At 56.1% G+C, this 17,358-nt stretch carries 13 protein-coding genes and 1 other RNA gene; 10 read left to right on the plus strand and 4 right to left on the minus strand.

Annotated features, from left to right (window positions below):
• Nucleotides 1–11: 11 nt before the first annotated feature.
• Nucleotides 12–383, minus strand: coding sequence for a Fe-S cluster assembly scaffold SufA (sufA, locus tag MFP24_RS14420; RefSeq protein WP_249231035.1), 372 nt, complete (start codon nucleotides 381–383; stop codon nucleotides 12–14).
• Between the two features lie 404 nt (nucleotides 384–787).
• Here sufA and MFP24_RS14425 point away from each other — a divergent pair, with 404 nt between their 5' ends.
• Nucleotides 788–1,189, plus strand: a complete 402-nt coding sequence (locus tag MFP24_RS14425) for a hypothetical protein (protein WP_136168478.1) — start codon at nucleotides 788–790, stop codon at nucleotides 1,187–1,189.
• 79 nt (nucleotides 1,190–1,268) lie between these two features.
• Here the strand turns inward: MFP24_RS14425 and menI are convergent, their stop codons facing one another.
• Complete coding sequence (gene menI, locus MFP24_RS14430; RefSeq protein ID WP_249231034.1) at nucleotides 1,269–1,685, minus strand: 1,4-dihydroxy-2-naphthoyl-CoA hydrolase; 417 nt, start codon at nucleotides 1,683–1,685, stop codon at nucleotides 1,269–1,271.
• A complete protein-coding gene (ydiJ, locus tag MFP24_RS14435) occupies nucleotides 1,686–4,739 on the minus strand; it encodes a D-2-hydroxyglutarate dehydrogenase YdiJ (RefSeq protein WP_249231033.1) in 3,054 nt (1,017 codons plus the stop codon).
• Between the two features lie 329 nt (nucleotides 4,740–5,068).
• Between ydiJ and ydiK the strand changes: the two genes are divergently transcribed.
• The 3 genes from ydiK (at nucleotide 5,069) to apbE (ending at nucleotide 7,709) form a co-directional block, all read left to right on the plus strand.
• Nucleotides 5,069–6,172, plus strand: a complete 1,104-nt coding sequence (gene ydiK / locus MFP24_RS14440; protein ID WP_249231032.1) for an AI-2E family transporter YdiK — start codon at nucleotides 5,069–5,071, stop codon at nucleotides 6,170–6,172.
• A 251-nt stretch (nucleotides 6,173–6,423) separates the two neighbouring features.
• An RNA gene (rprA, locus tag MFP24_RS14445) (antisense sRNA RprA) lies at nucleotides 6,424–6,529 on the plus strand.
• Nucleotides 6,530–6,665: 136 nt separating this feature from the next.
• The gene (gene apbE / locus MFP24_RS14450) at nucleotides 6,666–7,709 is read left to right on the plus strand and encodes an FAD:protein FMN transferase ApbE (RefSeq protein ID WP_249231031.1); all 1,044 of its coding nucleotides are present in this window, start codon (nucleotides 6,666–6,668) and stop codon (nucleotides 7,707–7,709) included.
• A gap of 47 nt (nucleotides 7,710–7,756) precedes the next feature.
• Here apbE and ppsA read toward each other — a convergent pair whose 3' ends face one another.
• Nucleotides 7,757–10,135, minus strand: a complete 2,379-nt coding sequence (ppsA, locus tag MFP24_RS14455) for a phosphoenolpyruvate synthase (protein WP_249231030.1) — start codon at nucleotides 10,133–10,135, stop codon at nucleotides 7,757–7,759.
• A gap of 289 nt (nucleotides 10,136–10,424) precedes the next feature.
• Here ppsA and ppsR point away from each other — a divergent pair, with 289 nt between their 5' ends.
• The 6 genes from ppsR to MFP24_RS14485 all read left to right on the plus strand — a co-directional run bounded on the left by ppsR (nucleotide 10,425) and on the right by MFP24_RS14485 (nucleotide 17,343).
• Nucleotides 10,425–11,246 (plus strand): posphoenolpyruvate synthetase regulatory kinase/phosphorylase PpsR, encoded by an 822-nt coding sequence (gene ppsR / locus MFP24_RS14460; RefSeq protein WP_249231029.1) that lies wholly within the window; start codon nucleotides 10,425–10,427, stop codon nucleotides 11,244–11,246.
• Nucleotides 11,247–11,602: 356 nt separating this feature from the next.
• Nucleotides 11,603–13,408 carry a glycoside hydrolase family 13 protein gene (locus MFP24_RS14465; RefSeq protein ID WP_249231028.1) on the plus strand — a complete coding sequence of 602 codons (1,806 nt, stop codon included), beginning with the start codon at nucleotides 11,603–11,605 and terminating at the stop codon, nucleotides 13,406–13,408.
• A gap of 276 nt (nucleotides 13,409–13,684) precedes the next feature.
• On the plus strand, nucleotides 13,685–14,737 hold the full coding sequence (locus tag MFP24_RS14470) for a hemin-degrading factor (protein WP_249231027.1): 1,053 nt from the start codon (nucleotides 13,685–13,687) through the stop codon (nucleotides 14,735–14,737).
• Nucleotides 14,734–15,552: a heme/hemin ABC transporter substrate-binding protein gene (locus MFP24_RS14475; RefSeq protein WP_249231026.1), complete on the plus strand. Its 819-nt coding sequence runs from the start codon at nucleotides 14,734–14,736 to the stop codon at nucleotides 15,550–15,552. The genes MFP24_RS14470 and MFP24_RS14475 overlap by 4 nt, the downstream gene beginning before the upstream one ends.
• Nucleotides 15,549–16,553, plus strand: a complete 1,005-nt coding sequence (locus tag MFP24_RS14480; protein ID WP_249231025.1) for a FecCD family ABC transporter permease — start codon at nucleotides 15,549–15,551, stop codon at nucleotides 16,551–16,553. Before MFP24_RS14475 ends, MFP24_RS14480 begins: the two co-directional genes overlap by 4 nt.
• Entirely contained in the window at nucleotides 16,546–17,343 is a 798-nt protein-coding gene (locus MFP24_RS14485; RefSeq protein ID WP_249231024.1) for a heme ABC transporter ATP-binding protein, read from the plus strand. Before MFP24_RS14480 ends, MFP24_RS14485 begins: the two co-directional genes overlap by 8 nt.
• Nucleotides 17,344–17,358: the final 15 nt, after the last annotated feature.

The raw sequence follows: 17,358 nt of genomic DNA on the forward strand, positions 1-17,358 counted from the left end.
ATTTTCATCACTTAAATGCCGAAGCTCTCGCCACATCCGCAGGCATGCTGAGCTTTGGGATTATTAAACTTGAACACCTGATTCAGCCCTTCACGGACAAAATCGAGCTCGGTGCCATCAATAAAAGGCATCGCCTTTAGCGGTACGTAAAGTCTTGCGCCGTCGCGTTCGAATACCAGGTCATCCGGTTCGGGCTCGCGCACCAGATCCAGTACATAGCCAAACCCGGCGCAGCCGGATTGTTTGACGCCAAGCCGTAAACCTATTAGCGCGCCATCCTGCCGCGTTAAATTGGTTATCTGTCGTGCCGCGCTGTCCGTCAGCGTCAGTCCCTGCCAGATATTTTCATCCAGTGAAAACGTTCCTACATTTTCCGTTTGCATAAGGCATACCTCATTACGTGTGGTACCAGTTTCAGGCTGGTTTCCCCTAATGTTAGTGATAATGGATATAGCTTCAACCTCTTGTTTCGCAGGGCTATTCGTAACATTTGCTTTTACGCGGCCGCCGCCGCCCGCGCGCATCGCCCTGCACGGCGAAAATCGCCCGGTAAATTTCAGGTTAATCCATTGATAAATAAAGACTAAATTATGCACCTTGCCGGCCGCGCCCAGGGAAAAATTATCAATTTATTATCATTAGTATAACATTCATCGAGGATACCTATTTATAAAACAGGGAAAGTAAATGATGATTTAATTTCATCAGCCGTCCGTTTAGCCATTGATCCCGACTATTTTTATAAATATGATAATGATTATCATTTGATATTCAGGGTTGAGATCCCATGCTTTCCGTGAATGCCTGGCTGCAACATCAGATTGACGAATATAAATTCCAAATCCGCGACGCCACCGTGGATTTCTATATGGCGGAGGCGCGCCTGAATCGGCCGGGAAGCCATATCGATCATTTGAGACGCTATCATAACGCCTGCATGGATATGGTCGATCTGTGTCTGAGAAACGGCGACGACGCCAGCTATCTACACGCCCTGGTAAAATTGCATAACCGGCTGATTAAAGAAATAAATAATGAGGAGCGCTGTCACCTGTTCCGGGTCCAGAGCTACTACTTCGCCCGCAATACGCTAAAGACCATCTGCCACCAGTTGAGCATGCAGGGCTCGTGGGATAAAGCCACCGCTTTCCAGAGCGATTTCGTCAAGCGGGTTCCCTTTTTGCCCTGATAGGCCATAGCGCGCGCCGCGACCTGACAACCAACCGCAGCGGACGGCAAAATGCGGCCGGCGCGGTTGTCGGTCAGGGCTACGGCGTAATTATCGCGGTCGTCAGGCGCGAGGTGCAGCACAGGCGATCCCGGCTATCGAAAATATCTATCTGCCATACCTGATTGCGCCGTCCGGCGTGCAGAGCGCGGCACACGCCGCGCACCTCGCCGTCAACCACCGCGCGCAGATGATTGGCGTTGACCTCCATACCCACCACCTGTTGATCCCCTTCGGTGCACAGATAGCCGGCCACCGAACCGAGGGACTCGGCCAGCACCACCGACGCCCCGCCGTGCAGCAGGCCGAACGGCTGGCGGGTACGGTCCTCCACCGGCATCATCCCTTCCAGGCAATCGTCCGTTATCCGGGTGTAGCGGATCCCCAGGAAGCCAATCATACACCCCCGACTCTGCTGATTAAGCTGTTCGAGGGTAACCTGTCTTTTCCATAGCATTCAGATAATCTCCAGCAAGGCCTGTAGAGGATGACGCAGCCCGCTCCCCTCCATCCGTTTCACCTGACTGCGGCAGGAGTAGCCGGTGGTCAGACAGCGCCGTTGCGGCAACTTCTGCAGGGCCTGTTGCCAGGAGAGCGCATAAATACCCTGCGAGTTCGCCAGATTGCTGCTTTCATGGCCGTAGGTTCCCGCCATGCCGCAACAACCGACGCTGACGTTTTCCAGCCGGGCGCCGAAGCGGGAGAAAATATCCACCCACTGTTGGGTACTGGCGGGCAACGCGGTGGTTTCCGTGCAGTGTCCGAACAGATACCAGCATTCGCCGGCGACGGCCTGCGCGGTTTTTCCCGCCAGCGAGGTCATCAGCCACTCGTGCACCAGCTGCACCTTAAAGTCGCCCCGTTTATCCCCCAGGATCTCCCGGTATTCGTCGCGATAGCACAACACCAGCGCCGGATCGACGCCGACCATCGGTATCTCCAGTCTGGCGACGCGATTAAGGAAATCGGCGGTTTTCGCCGCGGTTTTGGCAAAGCGCTGCAAAAAGCCTTTAATATGTTGCGCCTTGCCGTTCGGAGAAAACGGCAGCAGCACCGGTTTCAGGCGCAATTTTTCCACCAGATGCACAAAATCGGCCACCACCTGCGCATCATAATAGCTGGTAAAGGGATCCTGGACGATTAATACATATTGCCGGCGCTCCTGCGCGGACAATTTTTCCAGCTGTTCCAGCGTGGTTTTACCGGCGCGGTGATCGGCGAACTGCTGGCGCAGCGAGGGAGAAGAGAGCAACGGCAGATCGACCATGCCGATCTGCCGACGGCTCAGCGCATTCACCCACGGCATTTTCAAAAAGAAGTTGAAGGTCCTGGGGCTGCGCGCCATCAGCGGCGCATAGCTTTCCACCCCGGCCACCAGATAATCCCGAGCCGGACGTAAATAGCGGGTGTGATACAGCTGCAGGAAACGGGAGCGAAAACCGGGTACGTCAATCTTGATCGGACACTGCGTCGAGCAGGCTTTACAGGCCAGGCACCCCGACATCGCCTCTTTCACTTCATGGGAAAAATCATACTCGCCCTGCCGGGCATACCAGCTATTGCGGGTTTTCTGAATCAGGGTATTCAGGCTGAGTTTCTGCTGCGGCAGCCGTTGCTCCAGCTCCAGCGGATCTACCCCCTGCTCCGCCAGCAAACGCAGCCATTCGCGCACCAGCGTCGCCCGGCCTTTCGGCGAATGAATGCGGTTGCCGGTGATTTTCATCGAAGGGCACATCGGGCTGCGGGCATCAAAATTGAAGCATAAGCCATTGCCGTTACAGTCCAGCGCGCCGCGAAAAGAGCTACGCACCGCCAGCGGGATGGTGCGATCGTGGGTGCCGCGTTTGACGGCGTCCACTTTCATCATCGGCGCATCCAGGTCCAGCGGGGCGCAGATTTTACCGGGATTGAGCCGGTTATCGGGATCGAACGCGGCTTTGATGCGCCGCAGCTCGGCATACAGCTCGGGGCCGAAAAACGCCGGGCTGTACTCGGCTCGGAACCCTTTGCCGTGCTCTCCCCATAGCAGACCGCCGTATTTCGCGGTTAATGCCACAATTTTATCGGAAAGCTGCTTCATCAGCATTTCCTGCTGCGGATCGCACATATCCAGCGCCGGGCGCACGTGCAGCACCCCCGCATCCACGTGGCCGAACATGCCGTAGGTCAGATTGTGGCTGTCCAGCAGTTCGCGAAATTCGGCGATATAATTCGCCAGATGCTGCGGCGGCACGCAGGTATCCTCGGCAAACGGGATCGGTTTCGCCTGCCCTTTACTGTTTCCCAGCAAACCGACCGCTTTTTTGCGCATGCCATAAATGCGTTCAATGTCCGCCAGATCGTTACAGGTCTGATAGCCGATAACCCCGGCCTCCCCGCTTGCCAGCAGCTCATCCAGCCGTTGGCACAGCTGGCGCACCCGCTCGTTGATCAAGGCTTCGTCATCGCCGGCGAACTCCACGATATTCAGCCCCAGCATCTCCTGGTCAGGCACATCGGTAATCAGTTCGCTGACGGAGTGCCAGACAATATCCTCGCGCGCCAGATTCAATACGCTGGAGTCCACGGTTTCCACCGACAGCGCCTGCGCTTCCACCATAAAGGGCGCATTGCGCAGGGCCGAGTTGAAAGAGTCGTATTTGACGTTCACCAGCCGCCGCACTTTCGGCAGCGGCGTAATATCGAGCTTGGCTTCGGTAATAAACGCCAGCGTTCCTTCGGCCCCGGTAAGAATGCGCGTCAGGTCAAAGGTTTGCAGATCATCGCTGAAAACATGGCGCAAATCGTACCCGGTAAGAAAGCGGTTCAATTTGGGGAATTTTTCGACAATCAGCTGGCGCTGCTCGCGGCAACGGTGCAGCACCGTATGATAAATCCGCCCGACCGCCGAGGATTCCCGCGCCAGCTGCTCCGCCAGCGCCACGGGCATAGCCTGCGTATCCAGCATTTCACCGCCGAGCAGCAGCGCGCGCAGGCCCAGCACATGATCGGAGGTTTTACCGTACACCAGCGACCCTTGTCCCGAGGCATCGGTGTTGATCATGCCGCCCAGCGTGGCGCGGTTGCTGGTGGATAATTCCGGGGCGAAAAAGTAGCCGAACGGTTTAAGATACTGGTTAAGCTGGTCCTTGATCACGCCGGCCTCGACCCTGACCCACCCCTGTTCCGGATTGATCTCCAGGATGCGGTTCATATAGCGCGACATATCCACCACGATGCCCTTATTCAGGGCCTGGCCGTTGGTTCCGGTGCCGCCGCCGCGCGGCGTGAACGCCAGGCTGAGAAAGCGTTCCTCCCCGGCCAGACGCGCCAGAATCGCCACGTCGGCGGTGGAGCGGGGAAACACCACCGCATCCGGCAACAGCTGATAGATACTATTATCTGTCGCCATCGTCAGGCGATCGGCGTAGTTTGTCGCCGTATCGCCGGTAAATCCACTGTGTTTCAATGCTTCCAAAAAGTTAAGCACCGGCTGAACCAGCCCGGGTGACTGAGAGATCTGTGGGATCATTATTTTTTGACCCTGTCCGTACAAGAAATGTTTGCCAATATGACGTTAGGTGTCTGTGATGAAACGATTTGCGCCAACTATCCCTGTAATCCAACCGTCCGTTTATCCGACCATCAGACTTACCACGTTTTATCATATTTCACGCGGCCGCGCCGCTGAATCGATAAAAAACACATGGCGTAGCGGGTTTACACCCGTTGACCAACAATCTGTTCAACGGACTGTTAAAAACGACGGAAATATCTCATGATAAATCATTGCCGCTTTCATCGCCTTGCCAAAGCGGCCTTGCTTTCAGACATTATGTCTATTTACCGAGGTACTATTCATTGATAAGAAAATCTCAACAACAGCGTTTCGACCTGGCCAGAATATTATTTAGCCTGCTGTTTATTGCCATTATGATCATCGCCTGCTTTTGGGTGGTGCAACCCTTTATTCTGGGCTTTGCCTGGGCCTCTATGGTGGTCATCGCGACCTGGCCGCTAATGATTAAACTGCAACATCTGCTATGGGGGCGACGTTCCCTGGCCGTTCTTGCCATGACGTTGCTGCTGATTCTGCTGTTCGTATTGCCGATTGCCGTACTGGTCAGTAGCGCTATCGACAACAGTTCGGCGCTGATGCGCTGGGGAGCCAGCCAGGAAAACTTCTCACTGCCGCAGTTGGAGTGGCTGACCTCCATTCCGCTGGTGGGAGACAAGCTCTTCAGCGGTTGGCAAACCTTGCTGCAAAGCAGCGGCAGCGGCCTGTTTTCCAAAATTCAGCCCTATGCGGGCAAAACCGCCACCTGGCTGGTGGCGCAGGCCGCGCACGTCGGCCGCTTCCTGGTGCACTGCGCCCTGATGCTGTTATTCAGCGCGCTGCTTTACTATAAAGGGGAAGCCGTCGCCAAAGCGGTGCGCCATTTCGCTATCCGCCTCGGGCAGGAGCGTGGCGATACCGCGGTGATCCTGGCGGCGCAGTCCATTCGCGCCGTGGCGCTGGGCGTGGTGGTGACCGCCATCGTTCAGTCGCTGCTGGGCGGCCTTGGGCTGTTTATCTCCGGCATTCCGTACACCACCTTGCTGACGGTGCTGATGTTTCTGTTCTGCCTGGTGCAGTTGGGCCCGCTCCCGGTACTGATCCCGGCCATTATCTGGCTCTACTGGAGCGGAGACACCACCTGGGGAACGGTACTGCTGGTCCTGAGCTGCGTGGTCGGCACCATTGATAACTTTATCCGCCCGGTGCTGATTCGCCTGGGAGCCGACCTGCCGCTGCTGTTAATTCTGTGCGGCGTAATCGGCGGATTGCTGGCCTTCGGCATGATCGGGTTGTTTATCGGACCGGTGGTGCTTGCCGTATCCTACCGGCTGATTTTCGCCTGGATGAGGGAAATTCCCGAACCGGGGAAAATTGTTCCCCTTGAGCAGGACACCGGCAAAGAGTAAGCGGCATCATGCAATAGCGGCGGCCACGGAAGAGTTCTTCCGCGGCCGCCGCCCTATAATAAATAAACAAAACTAATGATTTAGCCTATTTTTTTCGGGATTATTCCTAAAAATTTTGCTTATCATAATTTATCGCCGCAATTTTATGGCAGCAACCCCCCACACCGTTTCTCTACTCTTAAAAAACAATTAACCATTAGGATGATTCTTAATGACTCGGCTAAGCATAATCTCTAGCATAGATTTGAAAGCTAGCTTTAACCTACTGTTTGCCAATGAGGTTTCCTCCTCGTCAGAGTTAGTAACGAATTGCTGTGTGTAGTCTTTGCCCATCCCCTGAGGTGGGCTTTTTTTTTATCTCCCCTTCAGGCCGCGCCATCGCTTTTCTCGCCATAAATTGCGGTCGGCCAGGTTTTTGTTAATCTCCTATTTGCATTTCTCGCACTTTGCTTTATTTGTTAGCACCTTGCTTTATTTCTAGGAGTTTTTTTTCATGACTACTCTCGCCAGGGGATTACTACTTGGTTGTTTGCTCTGCCTGCTTGCGGCCTGCGATAGCGCCCCCCATGCCGCCGCCCCTCGTCCGCTGCTGACCATTGAGGGAAAAACCATGGGCACCTTCTATAGCGTCAAAATCAGCGGCGAAGTGGCGGAAAGCAAGGAACGGCTGCAGCAGGAGATCGATGGTTTGCTTGAGCAGGCCAATGACGAGATTTCCACCTACCGCAACGACTCGACGCTATCGCGATTCAATCAATATCGCGGCGGCGAGCCCCAACCCGTCAGCAAAGGCATGGCGGACATTATTCTGGCGGCGCAGCGTATCGGCAGAGCAACCGACGGCGCCATGGATATTACCGTCGGGCCGCTGGTCAATCTGTGGGGATTCGGTCCGCAAAAACAGCCGACGCACATCCCCAGCCAGCAGCAGATCGATCGGGCCCGGCAGAACGTCGGGCTAAGCCATCTTCGGCTGCTCAGCGATCAACGCGGCGAATGGCTGCAAAAAGATCTCCCCGACCTCTATGTCGATCTGTCGACGCTGGGGGAAGGCTACGGCGCCGACGTTCTGGCGCAGTTGATGCTGCGCAAAGGCATCAGCAACTATCTGGTTTCCGTGGGCGGCGCGATATCCAGCCGGGGGGTCAATGCCGAAGGCGTACCCTGGCGCGTGGCGATCCAGAAACCGACCGATCGGGAAAACGCCATTCAGGCGGCGGTGGATTTACAGGGATACGCCATCAGCACCTCCGGCAGCTACCGCAATTATTTTGAGCAGGACGGCAAGCGCTATTCCCACGTCATCGATCCGGCGAGCGGCAAACCCATCACCCATCAGCTGGTTTCGGTTACCGTTATCGCGCCAACGGCGCTGGAGGCCGACGGCTGGGACACCGGGTTAATGGTGCTGGGCACGGAAAAGGCGTTAAAGCTGGCGGAGCGGCAGGGACTGGCGGTTTACTTGATCACCAAAACCGATCAAGGCTTCAGCGCCGTAATGACGCCGCAGTTCAAATCTTTTCTTATCGCCCGCTAAAAAAACGCCCGGTAACGCTTGGTTACCGGGCGTTTTATGTTACCGGGTTACTGGTGTTCGGCCAGATTCAGCCAGGTCTGCACCACGGTATCCGGGTTAAGGGACAGGCTGTCGATGCCCTGCTCCATCAGCCAGAGGGCGAAATCTTCATGGTCCGAAGGACCCTGACCGCAGATACCCACGTATTTACCCTGTTTCTTCGCCGCCTTGATCGCCATTGACAGCAATGCCTTGACGGCGTCGTTGCGTTCGTCGAACAGCTCGGAGACCACGCCGGAATCCCGATCCAGCCCCAGCGCCAGCTGGGTCATGTCGTTGGAACCGATGGAGAAGCCGTCAAAGTGCTCCAGAAACTGCTCCGCCAACAGCGAGTTGGAGGGGATCTCGCACATCATGATGATTTTCAGTCCGTCTTCGCCGCGCCGCAGCCCCTGGCGCGCCAGTTCGTCGATTACCGCTTCCGCCTGCGCCACGGTGCGCACGAACGGGATCATAATCTCCACGTTCTTCAGCCCCATATCGTTGCGGACGCGCTTCACCGCCGCGCATTCCAGCGCAAAGCACGCTTTGAAATCCGGGGAAACATAACGCCCCGCCCCGCGGAAGCCCAGCATCGGATTTTCCTCTTCCGGTTCGTAGTGCGCGCCGCCCACCAGGTTGGCGTACTCGTTGGATTTAAAATCGGACAGCCGTACGATCACCCGTTTCGGCGAGAACGCCGCGCCCAGGGTCGCAATGCCTTCCGTCAGCCGGCCGATATAGAATTCCACCGGATCGTCATAGCCGTTCATCAGCGCTTTGATTTCACGTTGCAGCTCCGGGGTCTGCTGGTCAAACTCCAGCAGCGCGCGCGGATGCACGCCAATCATCCGGTTGATGATAAATTCCAGGCGGGCCAGCCCGACGCCCTCGTTCGGCAAACAGGCGAAATCGAACGCGCGATCGGGATTACCGACGTTCATCATGATTTTCAGCGGCAGGTCCGGCATCGCATCAATCTGCGAGCTTTTCACCGTGAAATCCAGCAGGTCGCGATAAACATAGCCGGTATCGCCCTCCGCGCAGGAGACGGTCACCTTCTGGGCGTTTTTCAGCCGTTCGGTGGCGTCCCCGCAGCCCACCACCGCCGGGATCCCCAGCTCGCGGGCAATAATCGCCGCATGGCAGGTACGCCCGCCGCGGTTGGTCACGATGGCGGCCGCTTTCTTCATGATCGGTTCCCAGTCGGGGTCGGTCATGTCGGTAACCAGCACGTCGCCGGCATTGATGAGGTGCATTTCGCTGATACTCTGAATGACTTTCACCTCGCCGGCGCCGATGCGATGACCAATGGCCCGGCCCTCCACCAGCACCTCGCCCCCTGCCGGCAGATGATAGCGCTCCATCACCTGACCGTTGGAACGCACGGTTTCCGGACGCGCCTGAACGATATACAGCTTGCCGCTGTGACCGTCCTTCGCCCATTCGATATCCATCGGCCGGCCGTAGTGTTGCTCAATCAGCAGCGCCTGGCGCGCCAACGCCTGGACTTCATCATCGCTCAGGCTGAAGCGGGCGCGCTGCTGCTCGGGCACATCCTCGATCTGCACCTGCTTGCCGTGCTCCTGGCTGTCGGCATACACCATGCGGATTTTCTTCGACCCCATATTACGGCGCACAATGGCCGGCCGGTTGTCGCGCAGGGTGGGTTTATGCACATAAAACTCATCCGGGTTCACCGCCCCCTGCACCACCATCTCGCCCAGGCCATAGGCGGAGGTAATAAACACCACCTGATCAAAGCCGGATTCCGTATCAATGGTGAACATCACCCCGGCGGAGGCCAGATCGGAGCGCACCATGCGCTGAACCCCCGCCGACAGCGCGACGCCGCGGTGGTCGTATCCCTGATGGACGCGATAGGAAATGGCGCGATCGTTAAACAGAGAGGCAAAGACGTGCTTCACCGCGGTCATCACCGCCTCGATGCCCTGAACGTTGAGGAAGGTTTCCTGCTGTCCGGCAAAGGACGCATCCGGCATATCTTCCGCGGTGGCGGAAGAGCGCACGGCAAAGGACGCATCTTTTTCCCCTTCGGCCAGCTGCTGGTACGCGGTGCGGATCGCCTGCTCCAGCGCGGGCTGGAATGGCGTATCGATAATCCACTGGCGGATTTGCGTACCCGCCTTCGCCAGTTGGTTCACATCGTCAATGTCGGTATCATCCAGCAATTCATAGATACGCTGGTTGATACCGCTTTGGTTAAGAAAATCGTTAAACGCCTGTGCCGTTGTCGCAAAACCATTGGGAACGGCAACGCCAAGTTCGGAAAGGTTGGTGATCATCTCACCCAGAGAGGCATTTTTGCCCCCCACCCGCTCAACGTCGTGCATACCAAGCTGGTTATACCAGAGGACATTACGCAAATCAGGGCCGTTATTGGACATCGGAAAAATCCTTTCTGCATACAATTTAGGGTATGGAAATATTCAGTCAAGAATCGGTCTCAACGTAATCAGCGTAGCATAGCGATTTATAAAGTATTGACAGGTGAATCGATCAACCAGGGTAAAAAAAACCATTTCGTGGCTCAGAATTGATTAATGAGCTAAAAATCCAATAGGGTAAAAGTTCATTATCTTTATCATTGATATAATGAAATAGCGTTTTAATAAAAGTATTTATAAAATATATTTTTTGACGAGCCGTGCGGCAAAAATCATATAAGGAGTTCCGGTGGAAAGAAGCGTATTTTATGTCTCGGACGGTACGGCGATTACCGCCGAAGTGCTCGGCCATGCGGTGCTGTCGCAATTCCCGGTGAACACCGTCAGCTATACCTTGCCTTTCGTCGAGAGTGAAGCGCGGGCCAAAGCCGTTTGCGAGCAGATCAATACCCTGTATCACCAGAGCGGCGTGCGGCCGCTGGTTTTTTATTCTATCGTCACCCCGACGGTGCGCAATATTATTACCGGCAGCGAAGGGTTCTGCCAGGATATCGTGCAGGCGCTGGTGGCCCCCTTACAGGAAGAACTCAATATTCCGCCCACCCCGATCGCCAACCGCACCCATGGGCTGACGGCCAACAATCTGGGTAAATATGACGCGCGCATTGCCGCAATAGATTATACGCTGGCTCATGACGACGGTATTTCACTGCGCAATCTCGATCAGGCTCAGGTCATCCTGCTTGGCGTATCGCGCTGCGGCAAAACGCCCACCAGCCTCTATCTGGCGATGCAGTTCGGTATTCGCGCCGCCAATTATCCTTTTATTGCCGACGATATGGATAACCTGCGGCTGCCTGAGGCGTTAAAACCTTTCCAGCACAAGCTGTTCGGGCTGACCATCGACGCCGAACGGCTGGCGGCCATTCGTGAAGAACGGATGGGCAACAGCCGCTATGCTTCCCTGCGCCAATGCCGTATGGAGTTGAACGAGGTCGAGGCGCTGTTTCGCAAACACCAGATTAAATACATCAATACCACCAATTATTCGGTCGAGGAAATTTCCGCCAAAGTCATTGATATTCTTGGCATGAGTCGTCGCATGTACTAAATGTGACGCCGTCACCTAAAGCTCAAATTATTATTTGAGCGCTTTTTATCACCTTGGATTAACAATAAATTTAATATTATCATCCCGCTAATTTTTTATTTTCCGCTATTCTCCGGCATACCCTTTCCCGCATACGCTGATTACCGAACTAAACTATAAGTTGACCATCATTAATTACCCGGTAAAGTGCGCAATTCAAAGTCAAGACATATGATTTATTGCGGTTGCGTTATAGAGTTTTTATAGCAATTAACTTTATCTCCGTACCTGATATCCTATGTGAAACGGCATGGCGCTTAATAATTTAAGCATCATAAAAACAACCAGTTATAAGTAATTAAATTTATTATATGATAATGCTAAAAAAACGTTTAACACTCAGCGCCATATTACTGGCAAGTTTGACTTTCTCCGGTTTATGCAGCGCATTTTCTCAGGATAACAGTATAGATAGTTCATCCGTTGTGGCAATTAACGATGGCACGTCGGTCCATCCTGCGTGGTGGAAAGAGGCGGTATTTTATCAGGTTTATCCGCGTTCATTTAAAGACAGCAATGGCGACGGCATTGGCGACTTAAAAGGGATTATCGAAAAACTGGATTATTTAAAAGAGCTCGGCGTTAACGGCATCTGGATTAATCCGCACTATGACTCGCCGAATGTGGATAATGGTTACGATATCCGCGACTACCGCAAAATAATGCGCGAATACGGCACGATGGAAGATTTCGAGCTGCTGATAGCCGAAATGAAAAAACGCGACATGCATATGATGATCGACGTGGTGGTTAACCATAGCAGCGACCAGAATCAATGGTTCGTGGAAAGTAAAAAATCCAGGGATAATCCTTATCGCGACTACTACTTCTGGCGTGACGGCAAAGAGGGAAACCCGCCCAATAACTATCCTTCGTTTTTTGGCGGTTCCGCCTGGCGGAAAGACGACGCCACCGGTCAGTACTATCTGCATTATTTCGGCGTCACCCAGCCCGACCTTAATTGGGATAATCCCCGGGTACGGCAACAAGCCTATGACATTATGCGCTTCTGGATCGACAAGGGGGTAACCTGCCTGCGCATTGATACGGTTGCCACGCTGTCTAAAATTCCCGATTTCCCGGATTTAACCCCTGATCAGCAGAAAAATTTCGCCGCGGCCTATACCCAGGGGCCTAATCTGCACCGCTATCTACGGGAAATGTACCAGCAGGTATTCGCCAAATACGGCGTCGTCTCGGTGGGAGAAACCTTCGGGGTGCCGATAGAGCAGGCTCCGCTATATATTGATCAACGCCGCAAAGAATTGGATATGGCCTTTTTATTCGATCTGATCCGCGTTGACCGCTCGTCAGAGGAGAGATGGCGCAAGAAAACCTGGCGATTATCGCAATTCCGTCAGATCAATAACCGTCTGAATAACATGACCGGGGAATATGGCTGGAATACCTTTTTCCTGAACAATCACGATAATCCCCGCCTGGTGTCGCACTTCGGGGACGATCGTCCGCAGTGGCGCGTACTTTCCGCCAAGGCACTGGCCACGATGGCGTTAACCCAGCGGGCCACGCCCTTTATTTATCAGGGGGACGAACTGGCGATGACCAACTACCCTTTCCAAACGATCGAAGATTTCAACGATCTTGGCGTTAAAGGCTACTGGCAGGAGGTGGTCGCCAGCGGGAAAGTGTCGCCGCAAGAGTTTCTGGAAAACGTCAAGAAAACCAACCGGGCCAACAGCCGCACGCCATTCCAGTGGAGCGACGCCGCCAATGCCGGCTTTACCACCGGCACGCCGTGGTTCCAAGTCAACCCGAACTATAAGGAAATCAACGCCGCGGATCAGAGCAAAGATCCGCATTCCGTTTACAGCTTCTATCGTCAATTGATTGCGCTCAGACACGCCACCCCGGCATTAATCTACGGCGCTTATCAGGATCTCGATCCCGATGATAACGACGTCTATGCCTATACCCGTATTCTGGACGGCGAGAAATATCTTATCGTGGTGAATTTCAGGGAACAGCCCGTCAGCTATGCGCTGCCTGAGTCGTTCTCAATCAAGAAAACCCTGCTGGAAAGCGGCATAAAAGAACAGGTGCCGCCCAATGCCGGCAAACTTGAACTCCAGCCCTGGCAGTCAGGTATTTATCAACTGAATTAATCCGCCATCCGGTCGATGAAACCCTAACCGGACGGCCCGTGCAAGGCCGTCCGGTTTAGCTTTATAAGCGGCCATCCTCTTCGTCCTCTGACGCGCCCGGCGCTTACGCCCGGACAACGCGTCGCCGTCAGCCTGCCTTTCCCCCATCCCACGGCCGCGGTTTCATTTCATACGGATTAAGAAAATTTCACTTGATGTAACTTTTTTGTTACATGAAAATGATTCTCATTAATTTCTGGCTATGCTGTGACTATGACAAAGAATAAGGAAGCGATGATGCAGACTTCACTTTACCAACAATACCTCGAGGCTAAAACGGCGCATCCGCGTAAATACGCCCGCGATCTGGCCGGCCTGCTCGGCATCAGCGAAGCGGAATTGACGCACGCACGCGTCGGGCATGACGCGCAGCGCCTGCAAGGGGACGCCAAAAGCTGGCTCGGCGCGCTGGAGCAGGTTGGCAAGACCAAGTCGATTACGCGCAATGAGTACGCCGTTCACGAGCACGTCGGTTATTACCGCAATCAGCATCTGGACGGCCACGCCGGCCTGATCCTGAATCCGCGCGAGCTGGATTTACGCCTATTTCTGCACTCCTGGGCTTCCGCTTTCTTCCTGCGGGAAACCACGCCGCGCGGAGAGCGTGAAAGCATTCAGTTTTTCGACCATCAGGGCGACGCCATTCTGAAAGTTTACCCCACCGACGACACCGATAGCCAGGCCTGGCGGCAGTTTATCGAGACGTTCGCCGGCGGCGAAAACCCCGCGCTGCTTATCCGCCCGCCGGTCGCCGACGCGGCCGACGCCCCGGCGGCGCAGCATAACCCGGCATTCGAAGCCGACTGGCGGGCGATGACCGACGTTCACCAGTTCTTTATTCTGCTGAAGCGCTACAATCTCACCCGCCAGCAGGCGTTCCGCGCCGTCAGCGACGACCTGGCTTATCAGGTCGATAACCACGCGTTATCGCAGATCCTGTTCGCCGCCAAAGACGCGCAGAATGAAATTATGGTATTTGTTGGCAACCGCGGCTGCGTACAGATTTTTACCGGTAAAATCGAACGCGTGGAACGGGTGGAGCAGCATGCCGAATGGATTAATATCTTTAATCAGGATTTCACGCTGCATCTGATTGAGAACGCCATCGCCGAGAGCTGGGTCACGCGCAAACCGACCGCCGACGGTATCGTGACCAGTCTGGAACTGTATGCCGCGGACGGTACGCAAATCGCGCAATTATTCGGCCAGCGCACCGAAGGCACCGCCGAACAGCAGCAGTGGCGCGAACAGGTAGCCGCGCTGAAACCACGTAAGGATCTTGCCGCATGAAAAACTGGCTATTGCCGTTGTTGACGCTCCTGCCGCTCAGCGTTTCGGCCGCGGAACGCATTGTCTCCGTCGGCGGCGACGTTACCGAAATCATCTACGCGCTGGGCGCGGAAAAAGATCTGGTCGCCAGAGACAGCACCAGTCTGCATCCTGATGCCGCCACAAGACTTCCCGACGTGGGCTATATGCGCCAGTTGAATACCGAGGGCATTCTGGCGATGAAGCCCTCGCTGGTGATTGCCAGCGAACTGTCGCAGCCCTCGCTGGTGTTGCAGCAGGTGGCGGAAAGCGGCACCCGGGTGATCAATGTGCCGGCCAAACCGGCGCTGGAAACCGTGCCGCAAAAGATTAACGTCATTGCCCAGGCGTTAGATAAAGAGGCGCAAGGCAAGGCGCTGACTGACGCTTACCGCCGGCAGTTGGACAAGGTCGCCGACACCCCGCTGCCGGTCAAGGCGCTTTTTATCCTCAGCCACGGCGGGATGACGGCCATGGCGGCCGGACAGAATACCCCCGCCGATACCATTTTCCGCAGCGTCGGGTTACACAATGCCATGCAGGGCAGCCAACGCTATCAGCCGTTATCGCAGGAAGGGGTGATAGCCAGCGCTCCCGACCTGATTGTGATATCCACCCAGGGGCTGAAGAGCCTGGGCGGCGAAGCGCAAATCTGGAAATTGCCGGGCCTGGCATTGACGCCGGCGGGGAAAAACAACCGCCTGCTGGTGGTTGACGACATGGCGATACTCGGCTTTACGCTGGAGACGCCGGCGCTGATGGCCACGCTGCGCCAGGCCGCAGAACAGATAAAATGACGCCACGGCTACATCCCGGTTATTGGCTGGCGGGGCTGCTGTTGCTGCTGCTGGCGCTGATGATATGCGCGGCTAACCTGGGCGCGCTCAACCTATCGTTTCACACGCTGTGGCAGACGTCCCTGGACGATCCGCTATGGCATATCTGGCTGCATATCCGCCTGCCCCGCGTGCTGCTGGCCGTTCTGGTCGGCAGCGCGCTGGCCTGTTCAGGGGGCATCATGCAGGGGCTGTTTCGCAATCCGCTGGCCGACCCCGGCCTGCTGGGGATCAGCAGCGGCGCGGCGCTGTGCGTGGCGCTGACCATTGTTCTGCCGCTCGGCCTGCCGCCCTTGATGTCGCTTTACAGCCCGATGCTGGCGGCCTTCGTCGGCAGTCTGGCGATTACCGCGATCATTTTTATCCTTAGCCGCGGCGAACAGGGCGGACTGACGCGGCTCTTGCTGGCCGGCATCGCCCTTAACGCCCTGTGCGGCGCGGCGGTTGGCGTGCTGACCTATATCAGCAACGACCAGCAGCTGCGTCAGTTTTCTCTGTGGGGCATGGGCAGTCTGGGACAGGCGCAGTGGCCGATGCTACTGGTGGCGGCCACGCTGGCGCTGCCCGCCATGGCGATCACTCTGTATCAGACCCGCCGCTTAAACCTGTTACAGCTGGGGGACGAAGAGGCGCACTATCTGGGCGTTAACGTGAAGCGCACCAAATATACGCTGTTGCTGCTAAGCTCGCTGCTGGTGGGCGTGGCGGTTGCCGTCAGCGGGGTGATCGGCTTTATCGGGCTGGTGGTTCCTCATCTGATCCGCATGCATCTGGGCGCCGACCACCGCTGGCTTATTCCCGGTTCGGTACTGGGGGGCGCCTGCCTGCTGCTGGTGGCGGACACCCTGGCGCGTACGTTGCTGTCTCCGGCGGAGATGCCCGTCGGGCTATTAACCAGCCTGATCGGCGGCCCCTATTTTTTATGGCTGATCGTGCAGCATAAAGGACGCGGAAATGAATAACGCCGGGCCGGATAACGCCTTGGTGGCCCATAATCTGAGTTACCATATCGGCGGACGCTACCTCACCGAGGAGGTTTCGCTGGAGGTGAACTGCGGCGAAATCGTGGCGATTATCGGTCCCAACGGCGCGGGCAAGTCCACGCTGCTGCGCCTGTTGACCGGCTATTTGACGCCGCATCAGGGGGAGTGTCTGTTGGCCGGTAAGCCGCTTTCCCATTGGGTGCCGGAGGCGCTGGCGAAAACCCGCGCGGTGATGCGTCAGCACAGTGGGCTGGCTTTCTCCTTCAGCGTACGCGACGTGGTCGCCATGGGCCGCTCCCCTTACGGACGCGACCGGCGGAATGACGACGTTATCCGCCGGGTGATGGAGCAGACCGGCTGTTTGGATCTGGCGAATCGCGATTACAGTCACCTCTCCGGCGGCGAACAGCAGCGCGTACAGCTGGCACGCGTGCTGGCACAGCTGTGGCACCCGCAGCCGACGCCGGGCTGGCTGTTTCTTGACGAACCCACCTCGGCGCTGGATCTCTACCATCAGCAACATCTGCTACGCCTGTTAAAACAGCTGACCCGGCAGCAGCCGCTGGCCGTTTGCTGCGTGCTGCACGATCTGAATCTGGCCGCGCTGTACGCCGACCGGATCCTGCTGCTGCACCAGGGGAAACTGGTGGCGCAAGGCTCGCCGCATCAGGTGCTGCAAACGGAGATACTGACCCGCTGGTATCAGGCCGATCTCAACGTCGGCCTGCACCCCGACTACCCGATTCCGCAGGTGCATCTGCGCCGGTAGCCCAATGCCGGCCGG

It is taken from the genome of Brenneria tiliae, from assembly GCF_023347575.1.
Taxonomy (GTDB): domain Bacteria; phylum Pseudomonadota; class Gammaproteobacteria; order Enterobacterales; family Enterobacteriaceae; genus Brenneria; species Brenneria corticis.